The sequence below is a fragment of the Pseudomonas sp. 50_B genome, from assembly GCF_017491625.1.
Classification (GTDB): domain Bacteria; phylum Pseudomonadota; class Gammaproteobacteria; order Pseudomonadales; family Pseudomonadaceae; genus Aquipseudomonas; species Aquipseudomonas danubii.
Window position 1 is genome coordinate 1 of record NZ_JAFGYX010000130.1, and the last position, 468, is coordinate 468.

A 468-nucleotide genomic window follows, 5' to 3' on the forward strand; every position below is an offset into this window, starting at 1 on the left:
AGAACAGCCCGCGCTTGATGTCGCCCGCGAGCGCGAACGCGAGCCGGGTGTCGATGCAGAACTGGCCGTGCTTCTCGATGCCGTCGCGCAGCCCGCATTGCTGCAGGCAATCGAAGCCGACGAGGCATTTGCGCGGCCTCGCCGCACGCTGCAGCTTCCGTTCCCGTTCCAGATAGTTCGTGAGCCACGGCGTGCGCACCGCGCGCGCCGGCAGCCCCGCGACGCTCATGAACGTGACGATGTCGTCCGGCTGCGCCTCGACGAGCACTTTCTTGAAGTTCGGATGCGCGTCGCCCTCTTCGGTCACCGCGAACGGCGTGCCGAGCTGCACGGCGCTCGCGCCGAGCGCGAACAGTTGACGCACCTGCTCGTGGCTGTGAATGCCGCCCGCCGCGATCAGCGGAATCCGCTCGCGCTCGATGCCGAGCTCCTTGAACAGCGCGAACGTGCCTTCGAGCACCGTGGGGA

Annotated in this window: 1 protein-coding gene; it reads right to left on the reverse strand. The window is 67.9% G+C overall.

Annotated elements, in window-relative coordinates:
- A partial coding sequence (locus tag J5M73_RS31265) for a nitronate monooxygenase (protein WP_207816941.1) occupies positions 1-468 on the reverse strand: 468 nt, incomplete at both ends.